13 protein-coding genes are annotated in these 14,056 nt (G+C 64.1%); 5 read left to right on the forward strand and 8 right to left on the reverse strand.

Going from position 1 to position 14,056, the window contains the following annotated elements; translation table 11 throughout:
• Positions 1–38: 38 nt before the first annotated feature.
• Positions 39–1,106: an ROK family protein gene (locus DBIPINDM_RS26200; RefSeq protein ID WP_258581911.1), complete on the reverse strand. Its 1,068-nt coding sequence runs from the start codon at positions 1,104–1,106 to the stop codon at positions 39–41.
• Between the two features lie 365 nt (positions 1,107–1,471).
• Here DBIPINDM_RS26200 and DBIPINDM_RS26205 point away from each other — a divergent pair, with 365 nt between their 5' ends.
• The 5 genes from DBIPINDM_RS26205 to DBIPINDM_RS26225 all read left to right on the forward strand — a co-directional run bounded on the left by DBIPINDM_RS26205 (position 1,472) and on the right by DBIPINDM_RS26225 (position 7,562).
• Positions 1,472–4,039, forward strand: a complete 2,568-nt coding sequence (locus DBIPINDM_RS26205) for an ATP-binding cassette domain-containing protein (protein ID WP_258581912.1) — start codon at positions 1,472–1,474, stop codon at positions 4,037–4,039.
• Positions 4,036–5,025 (forward strand): ABC transporter permease, encoded by a 990-nt coding sequence (locus tag DBIPINDM_RS26210; protein WP_258581913.1) that lies wholly within the window; start codon positions 4,036–4,038, stop codon positions 5,023–5,025. Before DBIPINDM_RS26205 ends, DBIPINDM_RS26210 begins: the two co-directional genes overlap by 4 nt.
• 50 nt (positions 5,026–5,075) lie before the next feature.
• Positions 5,076–6,077 carry a rhamnose ABC transporter substrate-binding protein gene (locus DBIPINDM_RS26215; RefSeq protein WP_258581914.1) on the forward strand — a complete coding sequence of 334 codons (1,002 nt, stop codon included), beginning with the start codon at positions 5,076–5,078 and terminating at the stop codon, positions 6,075–6,077.
• A gap of 85 nt (positions 6,078–6,162) precedes the next feature.
• Positions 6,163–6,924 carry a glutamine amidotransferase gene (locus DBIPINDM_RS26220; RefSeq protein WP_258581915.1) on the forward strand — a complete coding sequence of 254 codons (762 nt, stop codon included), beginning with the start codon at positions 6,163–6,165 and terminating at the stop codon, positions 6,922–6,924.
• Between the two features lie 17 nt (positions 6,925–6,941).
• A complete protein-coding gene (locus DBIPINDM_RS26225; RefSeq protein ID WP_258581916.1) occupies positions 6,942–7,562 on the forward strand; it encodes a nucleoside/nucleotide kinase family protein in 621 nt (206 codons plus the stop codon).
• A 65-nt stretch (positions 7,563–7,627) separates the two neighbouring features.
• Here the strand turns inward: DBIPINDM_RS26225 and DBIPINDM_RS26230 are convergent, their stop codons facing one another.
• From DBIPINDM_RS26230 to DBIPINDM_RS26260, 7 genes are all read right to left on the reverse strand, one after another.
• A complete protein-coding gene (locus DBIPINDM_RS26230; protein ID WP_258581917.1) occupies positions 7,628–8,440 on the reverse strand; it encodes a 3-methyl-2-oxobutanoate hydroxymethyltransferase in 813 nt (270 codons plus the stop codon).
• Between the two features lie 10 nt (positions 8,441–8,450).
• Positions 8,451–9,233: a hydroxypyruvate isomerase family protein gene (locus DBIPINDM_RS26235; protein WP_258581918.1), complete on the reverse strand. Its 783-nt coding sequence runs from the start codon at positions 9,231–9,233 to the stop codon at positions 8,451–8,453.
• 1 nt (position 9,234) lies between these two features.
• Positions 9,235–9,546, reverse strand: a complete 312-nt coding sequence (locus DBIPINDM_RS26240) for a MocE family 2Fe-2S type ferredoxin (RefSeq protein ID WP_258581919.1) — start codon at positions 9,544–9,546, stop codon at positions 9,235–9,237.
• Between the two features lie 112 nt (positions 9,547–9,658).
• Positions 9,659–10,483 (reverse strand): ATP-binding cassette domain-containing protein, encoded by an 825-nt coding sequence (locus DBIPINDM_RS26245; RefSeq protein WP_258581920.1) that lies wholly within the window; start codon positions 10,481–10,483, stop codon positions 9,659–9,661.
• On the reverse strand, positions 10,483–11,484 hold the full coding sequence (locus DBIPINDM_RS26250; RefSeq protein ID WP_258589346.1) for an ABC transporter permease: 1,002 nt from the start codon (positions 11,482–11,484) through the stop codon (positions 10,483–10,485). Before DBIPINDM_RS26250 ends, DBIPINDM_RS26245 begins: the two co-directional genes overlap by 1 nt.
• 256 nt (positions 11,485–11,740) lie before the next feature.
• Positions 11,741–12,721, reverse strand: a complete 981-nt coding sequence (locus tag DBIPINDM_RS26255; RefSeq protein ID WP_258581921.1) for a sugar ABC transporter substrate-binding protein — start codon at positions 12,719–12,721, stop codon at positions 11,741–11,743.
• 97 nt (positions 12,722–12,818) lie between these two features.
• The gene (locus DBIPINDM_RS26260) at positions 12,819–13,838 is read right to left on the reverse strand and encodes a sterol desaturase family protein (RefSeq protein WP_258581922.1); all 1,020 of its coding nucleotides are present in this window, start codon (positions 13,836–13,838) and stop codon (positions 12,819–12,821) included.
• Positions 13,839–14,056: the final 218 nt, after the last annotated feature.

Consider the following 14,056-nt stretch of genomic DNA (forward strand, 5'->3'; position numbering starts at 1 on the left):
GCGCGGGACGGGCTGTGGGTGCCGTCTGCGCCTGGCACTCAGTTTCCAGCCAAAGTCGAAAGCGCGCTCAGCAGTTTCGTCCGGTCCTTGCCGATCATCAGCACGCCGCTGTCGGGAGCCAGCAGCGCCGAGAATGGCAACATGGCGGCGCCGATCGAAGAGGCCTCGGGGCCGAATTGCCCGGGCACGATCTCCGGCGCCACAATGCCGATGGCGCTGGTCCGGTTGAACTGGGTCTGCACCCTTGCCAAGAGTTCGAGATGGATCGGCCGCGGCAGAATGCTGTCGAGAACGATGGCCTCGATGTCGATGATCGAGGTGATGGCGATGATCGCCTCGACCAGCGCATTCGCGCAATCATCGATCCATTCGAACAGCGGCTCGCGTGCGCCCGGCGGCAGCGGATCGAGCTCCCGCACACGATTGATCACCACGCCTCGTGATTTGAGATGATTGACCAGCACGTAGATCGAGGCGCGGTGCAGCAGGCTCTGGTAGCGCGCCGGCTTGGCGGCCACCGAATCGAGACTTGAGGGCGAGACCGGCAACGGGCCGAGCGCGGCACTGTTGCCGTGCGGCCCGGTATGGACCTTGCCGCCTTGTACGAGGCCGCCGCCGACGAAAGTGTCGATCGAAATGTGCATGAAGTCGCGGAACCGGGCGCCCGCGCCCTGGACAAGTTCGGCCAGCGCCGCCGAGGTGGCATCGTTTTCGACGAACACCGGCGTCTTTGGCGGTGTGGCAAAGCATGTCTCCAGGTCGATGGCCTCCCAGCGGCTGCCGAGATCATCGGGGAAGCCGAGTTCCTCGCTCCAGCCGCCGAGGAAATACGGTGAGGCAATACCGACGCCGACGATGCTGGCATCGCCAAGCCCGTCGACCAGTTTTTCGAAATTGGCCAGCGACATGTTGCCGGCCTTGAGCACCAGATCAGGATCGGGGAAGCGGTATTCGTGCGACTCGCGGGCGCGGATTTCGCCGGCGAAGTCGACGAGTACGGCTTCCAGCGCGCGCCGGCCGATCTTGATGCCGACGCTGTAGATGCGCTCCGGTGTCAGCCTGTAGAGCGTGGAGGGCGATCCGCGTTGTCCGAATCTTTTTCCCACTTGCTTTACGAATCCTGAGGATTCAAGCCCATCGACAATGACCGCCACCGCCGCCGGCGTAAGACTTGCCGCACGCGCCAGATCGGACTTGGACGCTTCCTTCAGGCGGCGGATGGCATCGAGGACAAAGCGCTCATTATAGTGCCGAACTTTGACAGAATTGCTGCCTTTCCCCGACAAAACCCGCATCTCCCCAATGTCACCTTCCGCCGCGAGGGGCTATAATCCCCTGCGGTCGAGGCACCCTGCGGCGCCTGTTCATCAGGCGACAGTGCGCGCGAGCTCCGTGGAAGTCAATTTTACCGTTGCGCCTTTGAGCTATTTAATATAGCAAATTGAAAAAATAACTAGATCAGGGAGGAGATGTGCTGCACTCGGGCACACAAGGCGAAGCCGACGCTGCGGTGGTGCGGGATGTTGCTGTTCCCGTTGCCCTGGTTCAGGCGACGAAGGCTTTCGGCGGTACGATTGCGCTCAAGGACGCTTCCTTCGACCTGCGCTCCGGCGAGGTGCTGGCGCTGCTTGGCGAAAACGGCGCCGGCAAGAGCACCTGCGTCAAGCTTTTGGCCGGCGTGCATTCTCCCACCAGCGGTCACGTCGAGGTCGACGGCAAGGCAATAGTCTTCCGATCGCCGCACGACGCGCAGGCCGCGGGCATTGCGGTCATGCATCAGCATCCCGGCCTGTTCCCGGATCTTTCGGTGGCGGAGAACATCTATCTCGGCCACATGCCGCGCGACCGCTTCGGCGGCATCGACAACGCCGCCATGCTTGCCGGCGCCCGCAAGGTGCTGGCGACGGTGGGTCTCGATGTGCCGGCTGCAACGCGGTTGGGAACGCTGCGCACCTCCGAACAGCAACTGGTCGAGATCGCTCGCGCGCTGTCGCTGGATGCGCGGGTGCTGATCATGGATGAACCCACCGCCGCATTGTCGCAACGCGAGGTCGAGCGGCTGTTCACCGTTGTCGCCGATCTCAGGCTGCACGGCGTGGCGATGATGTTCGTCGGCCACCGCATGGACGAGATCTTCCGCATCGCAGATCGGATCGCGGTGCTGCGCGACGGGCGCCTGATCGGTGTCGAGCCGAAGGCCGAGCTTGGCCGCGCTGCCGCCATCAGCATGATGGTCGGCCGCGAAGTGACAGACCTCTATCCGGAACGAAACCACGCCATCGGGGCGCTGGTGCTGGAGGCGAGGGGGCTTTCGCGCGCCGGCGGCTTTTCCGGCATCAACCTCAAGCTCCACGCCGGCGAGGTGCTGGGCCTTGGCGGCCTGGTCGGCAGCGGGCGGACCGAGATTGCGCGCGTGCTGTTCGGCATCGACGGGCCGGATGCCGGCGAGATCCTGATCGATGGCAAACCCGTGCATTTCGCCTCGGCGCGCGACGCCATGGATGCGCGCATCGCCTATGTCTCGGAAGACCGCATGGGCCAGAGCCTGGTGATGGATTTCTCCATCCTCGACAATGCGGTGCTGCCGGTTCTCGACAAAGCGGCGCCCGCCGGCCTCTATGGCACCGACCGCGCCATCGACCTGGTCGCTGACTGGCTGAAGCGCATGAAGCTGCGCTTTTCCGGCTACGGACAGCCGGTCAAGGAATTGTCGGGCGGCAACCAGCAGAAGGTGGTGCTGGCCAAATGGCTGCGCACCGAACCGCGTGTGCTCATCCTCGACGAGCCGACTCAAGGCATCGATGTCGGCACCAAGGCGGAAGTGCATGCGATGATCGCCGACCTTGCCGCGCAAGGCATGGCGATCCTGCTGATCTCGTCCGAAATGCCTGAACTGATCGGCATGTGCGATCGCATCGTCGTGCTGCGCGAAGGCCACCAGACGGCCGAGTTCGCGCGCGGCGAAGCCACTCAGGAAAAAGTCCTGGAAGCGGCGACCAGGACCGATGAACGCGCCGACCAGGCACTGCACCTGGAGCGCGCCGTTCGCGAGGAGAAGACAAACGGACCACTCGATTTCCTGAAGCGGCGGGAGTTCGGCCTGCTCGCCGCAATGCTGGCCGTCGCCATTCCGGTCACCATCATCAACCCGCGCATGGTCAGTGCGGCAAACCTGACGGCGGTGTCGATGGACGCAGCACTGCTGGTCGTCGCGGCCCTCGCGCAAATGCTGGTGCTGATCACCCGCAACATCGATCTTTCGATTGCCGCCGTGATCGGTCTTTCGGCCTATATGGCGGCCAGCATGGTGCAGGCCTATCCGGGGTTGGACATCGGCATCGGCCTGATCACCGCCTGCGCGGTCGGCGGCTTTGCCGGGCTGCTCAACGGCCTTGTCGTCACCAGGGGAAAGATCCCGGCCATCGTCGTCACGCTGGCCTCGATGTCTATCTTTCGCGGCTTCAATTCGATCTGGGCGGCCGGCGACCAGATCAGCGCCGACGAAGTCACGCAAGCCTGGCTCGACATGACCGGCCTGAAGGTGGCCGGCGTGCCGCTAATCGTCGTCATCGCTATTCTCATCCTGTGCGGCGGCTATGTGCTGCTCTATCGCACGGCCACCGGACGCGAGCTGTTCGCTACCGGCTCCAATCCTGATGGCGCGCGTCTCATCGGCATTCCTGTCGACCGCCGCATCCTGCTGGCCTTCGGCATGGCCGGCCTGCTCGGCGGCCTGTGCGGTGCGCTCTGGGCATCGCGCTATGCCACCATCGATGCGCGTGTGGCGCTCGGCTTCGAACTCACCGTGATCGCCTCGGCGGTGGTCGGCGGCGTCGCCATCCGCGGCGGTTCGGGCACGCTGCTCGGCATCATCCTCGGCGCGCTCACTCTGTTGGTCATCAAGAACGGGCTGACGCTGGTCCGCGTCGACCCGCTCTGGCTACAGGGCGTCTACGGCCTGGTGATCCTGGTCGCCATCGGCATCGACACTTTCATCGTGCGGCGCGCTGAGCAGGCAAGACAGGCGAGGGCGAGATGAAGAAGTTTATCCGCTCGATCGACTTCTGGGACCTGCTGCTGGCGACCGCTTGCCTCGCCGTCTTCCTCTATGCGGCGGTCTTCGTGCCGAATTTCGTGTCCGGCTTCAACCTGTCGCAACTGGCGGCGAGCGCCTCGGAAAAGGCGTTGCTGATCCTGCCGATGACGCTGCTCATCATCACCCGCGAGATCGACCTGTCGATCGCCTCGGTACTGGCGCTGACGTCCGTCGTCTTCGGCCTGCTCGTCCAGGCCGGAGTGCCGACATTGGCGGCCATCCCGCTGACACTTGTCGCCGGCGGCCTGCTCGGCGCTTTCAACGGCTATCTGGTTTCGGGGCTCGGGCTGCAGTCGCTGGTCGTGACGCTCGGCACCATGGCGCTCTATCGCGGCATTGGCTACATCCTGCTTGGCACCGGTTCGGTCAACATATTGCCGCCCGCGGTCGTCGATTTCGGCATCAACAATCTGCCGGGCACCGAGATACCGTGGACCATCGTGCCGTTCCTGGTGCTGGCGCCGGTCTTCGCGGTCGTGCTGCAGAAGACGCCGACCGGCAAGCGCATCTACGCCCTCGGCGGCAGCCCGGAAGTGGCGCGCTATTCCGGCATCGACACGCGCAAAATGGTGCTGAAGCTGTTCGTCATCTCCGGCGTCGTCGCGGCCATCGCCGGCATCGTCTACACGGCGCGGCTTTCCAACGCCCGCGCCAACAATGCGCTGGGCATGGAGCTCGACGTCATCACCATCGTCCTGCTCGGCGGCGTCAGCGTCTTTGGCGGCAAGGGGCGGCTCACCGGTGTCATGCTGGCGCTGCTGCTGATCGCCATCATCCGCAACGTGCTGGCGCTCAACCAGATCGGCGGCGACGCGCAAGGCATGATCATCGGCCTGCTTCTGATCGGCTCGCTGCTGGTCGGCAATTACTGGCGCTCCCTGGAGGAGCGGCTCTCAAGATCGCGCGTTCTGCGCGAAACCAAGGGGTGATCTCGGGCCCCTTCCTTCAAGCCCGAATGTTCTGACGGAGGAGTTCACAAATGAAAGCGTTTAGATTAGCCCTGCTCGCATCCGCGGTTCTGCTCGCACCAACCTCGCTGGCTCTCAGCCAGGAATGCGCCAAGGAACCGGTAACGGTCGGCTTCCTGCCCAAGCTCGACACTGATCCCTATTTCAAGGTCGCCCAGCAGGGTGCCGAGGAGGCCGCCAAGGAAATCGGCGGCAAGGCGATCCAGGTCGCACCCTCACAAGCGACGGCCGAAGCGCAGATCGATTTCATCAACAGCCTTGTCTCGCAAAAGGTCGGCGTGATCGCGATTTCCGGCAACGACGCCAATGCCGTCGCTCCGGCCTTGAAGCGCGCGGCACAGCAGGGCGTCAGGGTCGTCTCCTACGATTCCGACGTGGCCGGCGACGCCCGCTCGATCTTCGTCAACCAGGCCAAGGGCGACAGCCTGGCCGAGATGATGCTGGAGAGCGCCTACAATCTGACCGGCGGCGAGGGCGAGTTCGCCATCCTGTCGTCGACGCCGACGGCCACCAACCAGAACGCCTGGATCGACTTCATGAAGAAGAAGATGGCGGCAGAGTCGAAATTCGCCAAGATGAAGCTGGTCCAGGTCGCCTATGGCGAGGAGAGCGAGCAGATCAACCAACAGCAGGCGCTGGCGCTGGTGCAGGCTTTCCCTGATCTCAAGGCGATCATCGTTCCGGCCGGCATCGGCCTGCCCGCGGCGGCCCGCGCGCTGGAGGAAGCCGGCCTGATCGGCAAGGTCAAGCTGACGGGTCTGGCGCCGGCGACGCTGATCTCGAAATACATCAAGGATGGCGCCGCCCAGGACATCTGGTGGAACGTCTCCGATCTCGGCTACTTGACCTACCAGGCGGCCCAGGCGCTTGCGCAGTGCAAGATCACCGGCAAGGAAGGCGACAAGTTCAGCGCCGGCCGGCTCGGCGAATACACGATCGGCGCCGGCGGCGAACTGATCCTCGGCCCGGCCAAGATCGTGACGCCGGAAAACCTGGCCGAGTTCAAGTTCTGATCCCGGGTGGTTGAAACCAGGCGGCGCCGGTTTCCAGCCGGCGCCGCCGTCCAACGTCTTTCAATCGAACAGCGCGAGGGCGACGATGAAACTCTTGCTGGCAGGCGAGACCTTCGCGGCGACGACTTCGGTCGCTGCCGGCGGTGACGTGCTGACAAGCGCGACGTGGGTAAATGGCGCGACAGCCTTCAATGCCGCGCTCGCCGCCGAGGGCATCGCGGTCACGCAGATCGGCGGCGATCGCTGCGCCGCCGAGTTTCCCTTCGACCTCGATGCGCTCGCTGAGTACCAGGCGGTGGTGATCTCCGATGTCGGCGCGCTGACCTTGCTGGTCACGCCGGATGCCCGCGCCGGGCGTGTCGGTGTCAATCGCCTCGAGGTGCTCAAAGCCTATGTCGAAGCTGGCGGCGGGCTGATGCTGGCGGGCGGCTATATGGGGTTTCAGGGCATGTTCGGGACGGCGCGGTTCTACGACACCCCGGTCGAGGATGTGCTGCCCGTGCGCTGCCTGCCGTTCTGCGACGGCATGGAGGTGCCGCAGGGCCTGCAGGCCTCCATCCTGCAGCCGTCGCATCCGATTTTTGCCGGCATTGACGGGCCATTGCCGCCGATCCTCGGCATGAACAAGCTGGATTTCAGGAGCGACGGTTCGTCCCGGCTTCTGGCGACGTGCCACCACCGCGGCGCGGACTGGCCACTGCTTGCCGTCCGCAATCACGGCCGCGGCTGCACGGTTGCCTGGGCAACCGATATCGGCCCGCACTGGCTGTCGCAGGATTTCCTGGGATGGCCGCTCTACGGCAAGCTGATGGCGAACATCGTCCGCTGGCTGGCAGGCAACGATTAGAAAGCCTCGGGCAGATCATGAACGACTGGAACGATCTCGTATCGCGCATTCGCAAAACCGAGGCCGGCGGTGTCCGCGTCATGATTGCGATTGGCGGCCCGCCTGCCGCCGGCAAATCACACATATCCGAGCGATTGCGGGCGGAACTGGCATCGGAAGGCGCCGAGATCCTGCCGATGGATGGCTTTCACTACGACAATGCCGTGCTGGATCAGCTTGGGCTGCGCCCTCGCAAAGGGGCGCCCCAGACATTCGATTTCGACAGCTTCGAACTGACCTTGCGCCGCGTGCGTGACAGCGAGGCCACGGTTGCCGTGCCGACCTTCGACAGAAGCCTGGACCTGTCACGCGCCGGAGCGAGGCTCATCGCTTCGCCAACCCGGTATGTGATCGTGGAGGGCAACTATCTGCTCCTCAACCGCGCGCCATGGTCTGGTCTGGCACGGCTGTTCGACCTGACAGTGTTCCTCGCAGAACCGCGCGCCGAGCTGGAAGAGCGGCTGCTGAAAAGGTGGACCGACCTCGGCTATTCAAAGAGGGATGCCGAGGCCAAGGTGCATGGCAACGACATGCCGAACGTCGATATGGTTCTCGAGCAGAGTTCGCCACCCGATATCGTCTGGCATTCGGCCAACTGATCGCCGTGCGGTCATTGTGGGCTCGCGCCATGACCGCCCCATGATTCCATTCAGGCCGGGGGAAATCAGAGGCCCAAGGCGACCTTGAACGCGGAAAGCTCCTCGTCGGGGATGGCGACCACGTGCTGCGGTTCGGGATAGGCGCCCGTCCGCACGTCGGCGATGAATTCGCGATAGGCGGCGATGCGCTCGCGCTGCAGCCGCTCATACTCGGCGGCGAAGTTGCGATAGGTCTTGGCGTGACGCGGTCTGTGGCCGGCGGTGTGGCCGAGCACATCCTCGCTGAACAGATACTGCGCATCGGCATGCGGCCCGGCGCCCATGCCGAGCATGATCATCTGCGTGCTCCTGGTGATCAGTTCGGCGACCCGGTCGGGCACCACTTCCAGCTCGGCGCCGAAGCAGCCGATGGCCTCGAGGCGCTTGACGTGGTCCCACACCGCACGCGCGCTCTCGGCGGTCCTGCCGACCGCCTTGAAGCCGCCGGTCCAGGTGCATTGCGAGGGGATCAGGCCGACATGAGCGACGACCGGCACGGCATTGTCGCAGAGCGCCTTCTGGATATCGAGCGAGGCGGCGCAGTAGAAGCAGTCGCCACCGACGCGCATGAAGTGGTAGGCGGTTTTCAGATAGTCCTCCGCCGTGACCAGATTGCCGGCGGGACCATAGGGAAGCCCGACCTGCACGAAGCAACGGCCGGCCGCCTCGCGCATCTCGGGCGAGAAGAAGCGGCCCTCGATCGAAAGCATGTCGACGCCGGCCGCGTCCGCTGCCGCCGCCTCTTCGAGCGAGGTGACGTACAGCATGGAAATCTTCTGACCGCGACCCTTCATGGCGCGGATGTCGGCGACGGTCGGGCGGCTGCTCTTGGTGACCATTCTTGTTCCCTCAGACTGTGAAAGCTTCGCGGAAGGCTAGCAAGGCTGCCTCGGGATCGCCGGAGGCGAACGCCTCCATGCCCACCGGCCCGCGATAGCCCATGCCCTTCAGCGCGTGGGCAATGCCCCGGTAATTGATCTCGCCCGTGCCGGGCTCCATGCGTCCGGGCACGTCGGCCACCTGAACCTCGCCGATCCAGGGCAGACAGGCGCGGCACAGCTCGATCAAATTCCCTTCACCGATCTGCGCGTGATAGAGATCGAGATTGAGGCGGAGCCCCGGCCGGTTGACGCTCGATACAAGCGCAAGCGTATCCTCGGCACGCCCAAACGGCACGCCGGGATGGTCGACCGGCAGGTTCAAATTCTCCAGCGTGAAGGTCACGCCTTCCGCCTCGGCGAGGTCGGCAATGCGGTTCAGCGTGTCGCGCGCCTTGAGCCACATCGCGCCGGTGACGGTCTCGCACGGCGTGACCGGCAGGCCGCCATCACCCAGCCCGGTGCCGTGCAGATTGAGCCGCGCGACGCCGAGGCGCTTGCCGACCGCCGCCGTCTCCTTCGCCGTCTTCAACAGTTCGGCAGCGCCCTCGTCATCGGTAAGCCTGCCGCTGAGATAGCCGTTCATGATCGAGAAGGTGGCGCCGGATTTCTCCAGCATTGCGAGATCGTGCTCGGGCCAGTTCCAGAGGCCGATCTGGAAGCCCATTTCGGTGAGGCGCTTGACGCGCCATTCCATCGGCCGGTCGCGCCACAGCATTTCGACGCAAGCCGCAAGGGTGAAGGTATCGGACATGTCAGACCTCGATGTACACGCGGCCGTCCTCGACCTTCGTGGTGTAGGTTTTCAGGTTCACGCAGACCGGCGCGCGCAGCGCTTCGCCCGTCCGGTAATCGAACACGCCGCTGTGCTTCGGGCATTCGATCCTGTGTTCCATAACCAGCCCTTCGCTCAGATGCACCTTCTCATGCGTGCACAGCCCGTCGGTGCAGAAGAAAGCATCGTCGGGGCTGCGGTAGATGGCGAACGTCCGGCCTTCGTGATCGAAGCGGATGACGTCCTCTTCCTCGATGTCATCGGTCGCGCACGCGTTGATCCACTTTGCCATTTCTGGTTCCTGCAAGCCTGTCTTTGGTTGGTTGAAAAAGGGCGGCCGGCGGACCACGCATTCCGCCGGCCGCACAGGAAGATGCCCGGGAGGAGATGGGCGTCTTCACTGGTCACGCATGGCTCGCGCCGCGCGGCGCATGCCCGTCATCAGCCGCCGAGAAGTTCTCGATCTCGGCTTCGAGCTCGGCCATCTGCTCGCCGCCCGCCATCAGGTCGGTGATCGCCTCGCGGCTTTTCTCGCCCTTGCGGAAGTCGGCAGCCTTGGCGCCTCTGATGAGGACGGCGAAGTGGTCGCCGACGGTCAGCGCGTGGACGACATTGTGGGTGATGAAGATCACCGCGATGCCCTTGCGGCGCGCCTGGAGCACAATGCGCAGCACGTGCGCTGCCTCCTTGACGCCAAGAGCAGCAGTCGGCTCGTCGAGGATCAGCACGCTGGCGCCGAAATGTACGGCGCGCGCAATCGCCAGTGCCTGGCGTTCGCCACCGGACAGTCCGCCGACGAGGCGGTCGCCATCGTCGATGCGGGTGATGCCGAGCTGGCGCATCTCGGTGACGGCGATCTCGTTGGCCCGCTTGCGGTCGTAGATGGTCAGCGGCCCCCAGCGTCGCGTCGGCTCGGCGCCGACGAAGAAGGAGCGGCCGATGCTCATCAGCGGGAACGTGCCGCCGAACTGGTGGACGGTGGCGATGCCATGGTCGCTGGCGTCGCGCGGGCTGTCGAAGGCGACGGATCTGCCGTCCATTTCCATCGTGCCCGATGTCGGTTTGTGGACACCGGAGAGGATCTTGATCAGCGTCGACTTGCCGGCGCCATTGTCGCCGAGCAGGCACAGCACCTCGCCTCTGTTGACCTCCAGCGAAATGTCGTGGAGCACGTCGATCGGACCGAACGACTTGTTGATTCCAGTCAGCCTGAGCAGGGGCGTCGTCATCAGCTTGCCCTCGATTTGGCACGTGGTGCGTAGGTCAGCGCCATGGTGCGGAAGGTGTTGTTCATCAGCACGGCCGCCAGCAGCAGGACGCCGATGATCAGGCTTGCCCAGTTGGCGTCGAAGCCGGTGTAGAAAATGCCCTGGTTGACGATGGCGAAGGTCAGCGTGCCCAAGACGATGCCGACCACCGACCCGTAGCCGCCGGTCAGCAGCACGCCGCCGATGACCACCGCGATGATCGAGTTGAAGATAAAGGACTGGCCGGCGGCCACCTGGGCGCTGTTGTAGAGGATCGCCTGCGACATGCCGACGAAGGAGGCGCACAGGCCGCTGCTCATGAACAGCGCGATGGTCACCCGGTCGGTCGGGATGCCGGCATTGCGGGCGCTGACGGCGTCACCGCCCATGGCCAGGATCCAGTTGCCGAAGCGCGAGAAATTCAGGATGAAGCCGACGATCAGGATGGCGGCGATCCACCAGAACAGCGTCACCTCGAATTTGCCGCCGAGATAGTCGCCGAACAAAAGCTTGGCGGTCGGTCCGCTCTTCAGCGCCACGCTGGTGCTGCCGGACAGGATGACCGAGAGGCCGAGCGTCAGGCCGGCCAATGCGAACAGCGTGGCGAGCGTCACGACGAAGGACGGCACCTTGGTGCGGATCACCAGCACGCCGTTGATGAAGCCGACGGCGAGCCCAAGGCCAAGTGCTGCGAGGATGCCGACGATGATCGGCAGGCCGTAATGGCCCGACAGGATGGCAATGGTCATCGAACTGGCGGGGACCATCGAGCCGACGGAGAGATCGAGATGCCCGGCGATCATCAGCAATCCGATGGGAAGCGCGATGATGCCGAGTTCCGAGGCGACGTTGAGCCAGCTCGCGGCACCCCCGGCCGACATGAAATTGGCGCCGCCGAAGATCGAGAAAAAGACCAGAACGGCGATCATGCCGATCAGCGAACCGACCTCGGGCCGGCGCACGAGGCTGCCGATCGAGGGCATCGAAGAGTGCTGAGGGGGTGGCGCGGTGGCCGCCATCGCGGATTGGTGGTGGGCTTGGGATGTCATCGAAATGTCCCTGGCGTTGTAGCTTGAAACGCGGCTCCCCCTTCTCCCCTTGTGGGAGAAGGTGTCGCCGAAGGCGACGGCGAGGGGTGCTCCAGCTTGGCAGCGACGGCATTCCGTCACGCGCCCCTCATCCGTCCCGGCTCTGCGCGCCGGTCCACCTTCTCCCACAAGGGGAGAAGGCAAGGTGGCGTTAGCGAGCGCCGGCTGCGGCACCGGCCATTGTCGCGTCGACATTGGCGGCGTCGACGATCCCCGGTCCGGTCAGCACCGGCTTGGTCGGCAGGTCGAGCCCATAATTGACGAAGCCGTTCAACAGCGACACCGCGAGATAGCCCTGCAGATAGGGCTGCTGGTCGACAGCGAACATTTGTGTGCCAGCCTTGATGCGCTGCAGGCCGGTCTCGTCCATGTCGAAGGAAGCGAGCTTGACCTTGTCGCCGGCATTGGCCTGGCTGATCGCATTGGCGGCGCTGTTGGCGTCGCCGGCGCTGATGGTGATGACACCGTCGATGCTGTTGTCCTTCAGCACGGCGGCCTTGATCGCCTCGGCGACCGCGGTCGGGTTGCCGAAGCTGGACGAGGGCAGCGGCAACTGGCTGGATTTGCCGCCGCTCTTGGCGATGGCGTCGGCAATGCCCTTGCAGCGGTCTTCGGTGTTGGTGGCACCCGGCAAGGTGTTGACGCACAGCACGTTCTTGGCGCCATGGCTGCCGTAATAGGCGCCGCCGCCGAGACCAGCGGCGTATTCTTCATTGCCGACATAGTTCATGGCGCCGAGCCGCTTGGCCGCGTCCATGCCGCCGGAATTGTAGATGATGAGCGGCACGCCGGCGGCAACGACTTCCTTGAAAGCGTCGTCCATGGCCTCCGGCACCCAATCAGGGCCGACAATGGCGCTCGGCTTCTGGCTGAGCGCGGTGCGGATCAGCTTGGCCGCGTCCGGGCCGAGATTGTCGTAGTTCTGCGGACCGAGCCAGGTCACCGAGCCGCCCGTCAGTTCGGCGACCTTGCCGGCATCGTCGGCGCCCTTCTTGACCTTCGACCAGAACGGGTCGTCGGCCTTGCCGCCGATGACGAAGATCTTCGCCCCGTCAGCCATTGCCGAGGTGGCCGATGTGGCCGCCACGCCCGCAAGCATGATCGCCGTCAGCAGTTTCGTGATCGTTTTCATTTCATTTCCTCCCGGTTGCCGTCGTCAGACGGGTTTAGAAAAACTTGAATTCATCTGCATGCGCGCACCTCTCCCGATTGCGCGCCGCGTCATGTGATCAATGGTTCGCCGCGGCCTTGGCGTTCATGCGTTCCTTCTTTTTCTGGAAGCGGGCGTCCATCATGGCCTCGCCCTCTCGGGTGCCGTCGTGCCAGGTGCCGAACCACCTATCGAGCGGGATCAGCCCGTCGCCGCCATAGTTCACCTCGAAATATTTATGGTGGAGGTAATGCGTGTAGGCGTGGCTATCGACGGCCGTGTCCTCGGTCACTTCCAGCTTGTCGAAGCCGAGATGGCCATTGACGGCGCCGAAGCCGGCAACATGCAGCTGGAACAGCGCGACGATCGGATTGGACGGGATGACGAGGTGCCAGAAGGCGACCGCGTGATAGAGAAACCCTTCCACCGGATGCATCGACAGCGACGACCAGGGCGACGGGTTGATCGAATTGTGGTGGACCGAATGGATCCAGCGATAGAGCGGGCCCCAGTGGATCAGGCGGTGGATGAAGAAGAAATGCACCTCGTGGATGGCCGGCGCGACCAGCACCAGTGCCGCGAGGTAGACCGGATGATCCGACCAGCCGACCCAAGGCACGTAGCCATTGGCAAAGCACCAGAGGAAGACGACTTCGACGACCGTCCACAACGGGATGGTGATGAAGAACGAGCGCAGGAAATTGTCGAGATTCTGGCTCTGGAACCAGAACACGTCGGAGGGCGCATCGCCGGGGAATTTGTGGTTGTATTTGAACCGCGTCGCCTGGGTGCGCTTGATGTAATAGCGCAGCTCGAAAATGCCGTAGAAGACGAGGATCGCCGCCGCGTTGACGGCGTAGAGCCACAGCGCCCAGCCCCAGCCGATGGTCTTCATCGTCTCGACGCTCGGGACGACATAGAACCAGTAGATCAGCGCCGTGGCCATGTGGAAGGCATTCCATGGCCAGATATAGCCGGGCAGCCACGCCAGGATCTTCGGCAGCCTGGGCGGCCAGTTCCACAACGGCGCCCCCTCGATGCGTCCGTTCGGCTTCCAGTCGCCGCGCTTGTCGCGCACGCCGTATCTGAGATCGTCCATGCAGATCCTCCACCCGCCATGCCTGGGATGGCCCGCACGCGCACGCTGCCTCACACCGCCCGAGGGCGGTGGGCGAGAACCTGTCTGCGCTGTGCTGCTGCTATCCCTGGGCTGGCGGTGCTTCCGCCTTGCTTGCTTTCCCTGAGATAAACATCTTGATCCAAAATGAATCAAGAATAGAATGTTTGTTCCAAAATGATTGTGTCATTCATATCAAT

The organism is Mesorhizobium sp. AR02, from assembly GCF_024746835.1.
Taxonomy (GTDB): domain Bacteria; phylum Pseudomonadota; class Alphaproteobacteria; order Rhizobiales; family Rhizobiaceae; genus Mesorhizobium.

What these genes read in the sequence shown, in the direction of transcription:
- DBIPINDM_RS26210 (WP_258581913.1), top strand. Translation starts at nt 4,036, where the DNA reads ATGAAGAAGTTTATCCGCTCGATCGACTTCTGGGACCTGCTGCTGGCG.
- DBIPINDM_RS26215 (WP_258581914.1), top strand. Translation starts at nt 5,076, where the DNA reads ATGAAAGCGTTTAGATTAGCCCTGCTCGCATCCGCGGTTCTGCTCGCA.
- DBIPINDM_RS26220 (WP_258581915.1), top strand. Translation starts at nt 6,163, where the DNA reads ATGAAACTCTTGCTGGCAGGCGAGACCTTCGCGGCGACGACTTCGGTC.
- DBIPINDM_RS26225 (WP_258581916.1), top strand. Translation starts at nt 6,942, where the DNA reads ATGAACGACTGGAACGATCTCGTATCGCGCATTCGCAAAACCGAGGCC.
- DBIPINDM_RS26230 (WP_258581917.1), bottom strand. Translation starts at nt 8,440, where the DNA reads ATGGTCACCAAGAGCAGCCGCCCGACCGTCGCCGACATCCGCGCCATG.
- DBIPINDM_RS26235 (WP_258581918.1), bottom strand. Translation starts at nt 9,233, where the DNA reads ATGTCCGATACCTTCACCCTTGCGGCTTGCGTCGAAATGCTGTGGCGC.
- DBIPINDM_RS26240 (WP_258581919.1), bottom strand. Translation starts at nt 9,546, where the DNA reads ATGGCAAAGTGGATCAACGCGTGCGCGACCGATGACATCGAGGAAGAG.
- DBIPINDM_RS26245 (WP_258581920.1), bottom strand. Translation starts at nt 10,483, where the DNA reads ATGACGACGCCCCTGCTCAGGCTGACTGGAATCAACAAGTCGTTCGGT.
- DBIPINDM_RS26250 (WP_258589346.1), bottom strand. Translation starts at nt 11,484, where the DNA reads ATGCCCTCGATCGGCAGCCTCGTGCGCCGGCCCGAGGTCGGTTCGCTG.
- DBIPINDM_RS26255 (WP_258581921.1), bottom strand. Translation starts at nt 12,721, where the DNA reads ATGAAAACGATCACGAAACTGCTGACGGCGATCATGCTTGCGGGCGTG.
- DBIPINDM_RS26260 (WP_258581922.1), bottom strand. Translation starts at nt 13,838, where the DNA reads ATGGACGATCTCAGATACGGCGTGCGCGACAAGCGCGGCGACTGGAAG.